The following is a 5576-nucleotide window of genomic DNA, read 5'->3' on the forward strand; positions in this document are numbered from 1 at the left end:
GATCTGACGCGGTTGATCTCCGCCTATTGGGAGGCCGAGCCCACCACCAACGTGCATTTCCTGGTCGAGACGGAGCGGTTCTGCGCCTTTCTGCAGGGCCGCGCGGATCTCAGCCCGACTGCGCTCGCCGCGCTCGCCCGCGAACACGACAAGGTCCGCCACCGCCTCGCCGCCAGCGCCGCCCGCGCCGACGCGCCGCCGCGGCTGGTCGAGGGCGCGGTGGCGCTCCTCACGCGGAGCGAGGGGACGATGCGCGTCGAGGCGCTCGCGCCCGCGCTCGGGGTCACGCGCCAGGCGCTGGCGCGCGCGTTCGCGGAGCACGTCGGCGTGCCGCCCAAGACGTTCGCGCGCGTGGTCCGCATGCGCGCCGCGCTCGCCCGCGTGGAACAGGCGCGCCGCGCGGGCTGGTCGCGCGTCGCGCTCGACCTGGGCTACCACGACCAGGCGCACCTCGGCGCCGAGCTGCGCGCGCTCACCGGACGCACGCCCGGGGAGTGGGCGCGGGCCGGCTGACGTTCCATTTCTCCCAGCGCGCCCGGCGGCGTCCGCGCAGATTGGGCGGCGTCCCCATCTCCACCCCTCCGACGCCCCCGCCATGACCGCCAGCGCCGTCCGCAAGCTCACCCCCGTCCTGATCGTCGACGCCATCGAGCCCGTGCTCCCGTTCTGGGTCGAGCGCCTGGGCTGGGCGAAGGTGGCCGAGGTCCCGCACGGGGACGCCCTCGGCTTCGTGATCCTGGTGAAGGACGGCGTGGAGCTGATGTACCAGTCGCGCGCGAGCGTCGCCGACGACGCCCCGGCGTCGCTGCCGCCCGCCGACGCGCATGCGGGGCTGACGGCGCTCTTCTTCGAGGTGTCGGACCTCGACGCGATCGTCGCCGCGCTCGACGGGATGGAGTACGTCGTCCCGCGCCGCCGGACGTTCTACGGCATGGACGAGGTCGGGGTCCGCGAGCCGGGCGGGCGCGTGGTCATGTTCGCGCAGCCGGTCGAGGAGGGAGGGGACGGGAAGGACTGAGTCGGTCCGTCCCCCACCCGCCGCTCGCTCACCGCCGGCGCAGGATCTCGCGCACCCGGTCGATCGGGATCGCCTCGACCGTCCCGCCGCGCGACGTGACCGTCGTCGCCGCGAGGATCGAGTCGTAGATCGCCTCCTCCGTCGCGTCGGCCGCGGCGGCGAAGAGCGCCGAGAGGTCGCCGCCCCCCTCGTTGGCCAGCTCGGTCGGCTGCAGCCGGCGCGCGTCGACGGGGCGGCGCACCTCGGCGGCGGTGGAGAAGGCGATCACGTAGTCGCCCGAGCCGTTGGAGGCGTACGAGCCGGTGCGCCCGAGGCCGAGCAGCGCGCGCGCGGCGAGGCGGCGCAGGTTGCGGTCGGAGAGCGGCGCGTCGGTCGCGACGACCATGATGATCGAGCCGTCAGCGCCCGCCGGTCGCGCGGTGTCGGCGAGGGCGCGCGTGAAGGGGTGGCGGCCGAGTGCCTCCCCGACGCGCGCGCCGCCGATCGTGAGCACGCCGCCGAAGTTGCTCTGCACGAGCACCCCCACGGTCCACCCGCCGAGCGGGCGCGGGAGGACGCGCGAGCTGCTGCCGATCCCGCCCTTCCACCCGAAGGCGACGGTGCCCGTCCCCGCGCCGACGCTCCCCATCGCCACCGCGCCGTCGCGCGCCGACGAGAGCGCGGCGCGCACGTGCTCCGGGCGCACGGGGCGCGAGCGGATGGCGGCGTTGAGCCCCCCGTCGTTCGTCTCGGCGACCAGCGGGTTGATCGAGCGCACGCGCTCCATGCCGGGGAGCGTGAGCAGCGTGTCGACCAGCGCGTCGGCGGCGCGCCACACGCACAGCGTGCAGGTGAGCAGCACCGGCGTCTCCAGCTCGCCCAGCTCGTTGACCTGCGTGCTGCCGAGCAGCTTGCCGAAGCCGTTGCCGACGACCACCGCCGCCGGGACGCGCTCGCGGAACAGGTTGCCGGCGTGCGGGAGGACCGCGGTGACGCCGGTGCGCACGCTGTCCCCCTCGACCACCGTCGCGTGCCCGACGCGCACGCCGGCGACGTCGGTGATGGCGTTCCAGCGGCCGGGGGCGAGGACGCCGGGGGCGACGCCGAGGTCGCGGGCGCGGGCGCGGCCCTGCGGCACGGCCGGCTGCGCGAGGGCGGGGCCGGCGGCCAGCAGGGCCGCGAGGAGGAGCGGGGCGTGGGGGGCGCGCGTCATGCCCCCACGCTAGCGGCGCGTCAGGGGCGCGGCCAGAAGCGCGGGATCACGCGCGTCACCTCGGCGTTGCCGACGAGGAAGGCGACGTGCGTCCCCCACTCGCGCGCCGCCGTCACCTCGACCGCGAGCACCAGGTAGCCGCCGGGCACGTCGGCGAACGCGAAGATCCCGTCGGCGCGGACCGTCGTCTCCCCGACCTTGGTCGACACGCCCTTCCCGTCCGCGAGCGTGTTGCGGAAGAGGGTGAGCCGCGTCCCGGGCGCCGCGGGCGCCGGCGTGCTGTCGGTCGCCGACGGGAGGAGCGCCCTCCCCTCCAGCCGGATCGAGCGCGGGAAGTTCTGCGCGCTCGACGTGTCGGCGGTCGCGGCCGGCTTGGGCGCCGGCGTCGCCGAGGCGGTGTCGGTCGCCCCGGCCGCGGGCGGCGCGGCGGCGAGCGTGGCGCCGGGCGCCTCCGCCTCCGGGGCGGTGGCGACGGCGGAGTCGCCGCACGCGGCGGCGAGCAGCAGCAGGACGGCGAGGTGGCGCTTCGGCATGTCGGCTCTCGTGAATCGGTGTCGTCGCGGGTGCGGCCTTCGCCCGTGCAACCCGCGCCCGCGGAGGCGCGTCACACCTGCTGCGCCTTCCACCGCCCGCGCCGGAAGATCACGCCGCTCGCCACCGCGAGCGCCGAGAACGCCACCGCGATCGCGACGAAGACGCCGTCCGGCCCCCAGCCGAGCGGCCCCGCGAGCAGCCACGCCACCGGGATCTCGAACAGCCAGAACACCGCGAAGTTGAGCCACGTCGGCGTGCGCGTGTCGCCGGCGCCGTTGAACGCCGCCGTCAGCACCATCCCGTACGCGTACAGCAGGAACCCGCTGGCGATGATGCGCAGCGCGCGCACGGCGATCGGCGCCACCGCCGGGTCGTCGGTGAAGAAGCCGATCAGCGGCCCGGCCGCGGCCACGAACAGCAGCCCGAGCGCGCCCATGAACGCCGCGTTGTAGTGCGCCGTGCGCCACACCGCGCGCTCGGCGCGCTCCGGGTCCTTCGCGCCGAGCGCCTGCCCGACCAGCGTCGCCGCCGCGTTGCTCATCCCCCACGCCGGGAGGATGGCGAACACCACCAGGCGGATGGCGATCGTGTAGCCGGCCAGCGCCTCGCTGCCGTAGGAGGCGATGATGCGCACCAGCCCCACCCAGCTCGCGGTGCCGATGAGCGTCTGCAGCACGCCCGACCACGACAGCCGCGCCAGCGACGCCATCGCCGCGCGGTCGGGGCGGAAGTGGCGCGCCGCCACGCGCACGCGCACCGCGGTGGTGCCGGCCGCCTGCGGGCGCGACAGGCGCCACAGCGCGTAGGCCGCCCCGGTGGCGCGCCCGATGGTCGTCCCGACGGCGGCGCCGGTCACGCCGAGCTCCGGCAGCGGGCCGACGCCGAAGATCAGCAGCGGGCCGAGCACGATGTTGATCCCGTTCGCCATCCACAGGGTGCGCATCGCGATCGCCGCGTCGCCGGCGCCGCGGAAGATGGCGTTGGCGATGAACAGGAGGATGATGCTCGCCTCGCCGCCGAGCATGATGCGCGTGAAGTTCACGCCGACGCGCAGCACGTCGTCGGACGCGCCCATCAGGCGCAGCAGCTGCGGCGCGAACGTCGCGCCGAGCACGCCGAGCAGCGCCGCGACGGCCGCGCCGAGCAGCACCGCCTGCGCGGCGGCGTGCGCGGCCCCCTCGGCGTCCTTCTCGCCGATCCGGCGCGCGACCACCGCGGTGGCGCCGATCGCGAGCCCCATCGCCAGCGCGTAGACCGCCGCCAGCAGCGACTCGGTCAGCCCGACCGCGGCGACGGCGAGGGTGGCCACCCGCGGGTCGCGGATGTGCGAGACGAAGTAGATGTCGGTGACGGCGAAGACGCTCTCCATCGCCATCTCCAGCACCATCGGCACGGCCAGCAGCAGGATGGCGCGGCCGAGCGGGCCCTGCGTGAAGTCCTGCTGGCTGCCGTGCAGCGCCTCGCGGACGGACGCCCAGAACCCCGGCGGGGGCGGCGCCGCGTCGGCGGGGGCGAGCGGAAGGGTCTCGGTCGGACTGGACATGCCGTGCGTGCTCCGCATACGGGAAACGCGAGTCGCCCCACCTGGCTCGCCTGCGGCACAGGTGGGGCGACTCGCCTCGCTGGAGCGGGGGCGGCTATCGCCCCGCGCGCGCGGTCCCTGGCCGGTTGCTCATCGGTCCATCCCGGTCGCGACGACCGTGCGGCCGTCGACGCCGAGCGGCGCACGGCGCCGATCGCGGACGGGCTGCGGGATGGGGAACGCGCTCATGCGCATCGACGGACGGCCGGCGGTGTGGGATGCGGGGCCGGCGCGCGACGCCGGCGGGAGGGCTACGGTACGGGGTACCCGACGATCCGTCAACCCGTCACACGACGCGCGCGACGGATCGTGACGCGACTCACGGCCGGTCGCGCTCGAGCGCCAGCGCGCCGTCCACCGGCGTCGCGGCGTCGGCGGGACGCGAGAGCGTGACGGTCGCGCCGCGGCGCCACGCGCGGCAGAAGGTCTGGTGGACGCCGGGCCCGGGCGCGGGCTGGCAGCGCACCGGCCCCGACACCGCGAGGTCGGGCGCGTCGCCGAGCGGGCCGACGTGGTTCACCAGCGAGAACGTGCCGACCGGGAGCGGCCAGCGCGCGCGCTCGCCGGGGGCGAGGCGCAGCGACGCGAACACGTAGCGCTGGTCGTCGCGCAGCCCGGCGAGCGAGCGCACCGGCTCGAACACGGTGACCGCGGCGGCGGCGGTGCTGCCGCCCGCGTGCGCGCGGATGAAGGTGCGCCCGGGGCGCAGCGCGTGCACGCGCGTGCCGACGACGCGTGCGACGCTCGGGTCGGCCACCGCCACGTCGGCGGCGAGGCGCGTGACCGGGCGCCCGTCGAGCCCCATCGCGCCCATGCGCAGCGGCTGCGGCGCGTCGCCGGCGACGAAGTTGTACCAGCGCGGCATCGACACGTACCACACCGGCTGGCAGCTGACGCGCACGCGCGCCGTCACGTCGCCGAGCGTCGCGCGCACCATCGCGTCGCCGCGCTGCCCGCAGCGCACCACGCCCTCGGGCGACACCTCGGCCGGCGCCCCCGACTCCCACGCGTAGCGCACCGGCGCCGGCGGGAGGACGCGGCCGCGCGCGTCGAGCACCCGCATCGGGATCGACACCGGCGCGCGCCCGCTCACGACGAGCAGGTTGGGGACGGCGCCCCACCCCGCCTCCAGCCGCGCCGGCGGGCCGTCGCGCAGCAGCCGCGCCGCGGCGCCGAGCAGCGCGGCCGCCACGTGCAGCCCGAGCCACCCGGCGAGGCGCACGCGCCCGTGCGCGGTGCCGTGGCGCGCC

6 protein-coding genes are annotated in these 5576 nt (G+C 76.7%); 2 read left to right on the forward strand and 4 right to left on the reverse strand.

The window, feature by feature from the left end; genetic code table 11:
* Together PYV61_RS20080 and PYV61_RS20085 are read left to right on the forward strand one after the other, a co-directional pair.
* The coding region (locus PYV61_RS20080; RefSeq protein WP_275834959.1) for a helix-turn-helix domain-containing protein at positions 1 to 513 on the forward strand (513 nt) is incomplete at its 5' end.
* Positions 514 to 595: 82 nt separating this feature from the next.
* A complete protein-coding gene (locus tag PYV61_RS20085) occupies positions 596 to 1018 on the forward strand; it encodes a VOC family protein (protein ID WP_275834961.1) in 423 nt (140 codons plus the stop codon).
* Positions 1019 to 1046: 28 nt separating this feature from the next.
* Here the strand turns inward: PYV61_RS20085 and PYV61_RS20090 are convergent, their stop codons facing one another.
* From PYV61_RS20090 to PYV61_RS20105, 4 genes are all read right to left on the reverse strand, one after another.
* On the reverse strand, positions 1047 to 2210 hold the full coding sequence (locus PYV61_RS20090) for a P1 family peptidase (protein ID WP_275834963.1): 1164 nt from the start codon (positions 2208 to 2210) through the stop codon (positions 1047 to 1049).
* 20 nt (positions 2211 to 2230) lie between these two features.
* Positions 2231 to 2743, reverse strand: coding sequence for a hypothetical protein (locus PYV61_RS20095; protein WP_275834965.1), 513 nt, complete (start codon positions 2741 to 2743; stop codon positions 2231 to 2233).
* Positions 2744 to 2814: 71 nt separating this feature from the next.
* Positions 2815 to 4287: an MATE family efflux transporter gene (locus PYV61_RS20100; protein ID WP_275834967.1), complete on the reverse strand. Its 1473-nt coding sequence runs from the start codon at positions 4285 to 4287 to the stop codon at positions 2815 to 2817.
* A 358-nt stretch (positions 4288 to 4645) separates the two neighbouring features.
* On the reverse strand, positions 4646 to 5576 hold a 931-nt coding region (locus PYV61_RS20105), incomplete at its 5' end, for a hypothetical protein (protein ID WP_275834969.1).

Source organism: Roseisolibacter sp. H3M3-2 (assembly GCF_029211165.1).
Taxonomy (GTDB): Bacteria; Gemmatimonadota; Gemmatimonadetes; order Gemmatimonadales; family Gemmatimonadaceae; genus Roseisolibacter.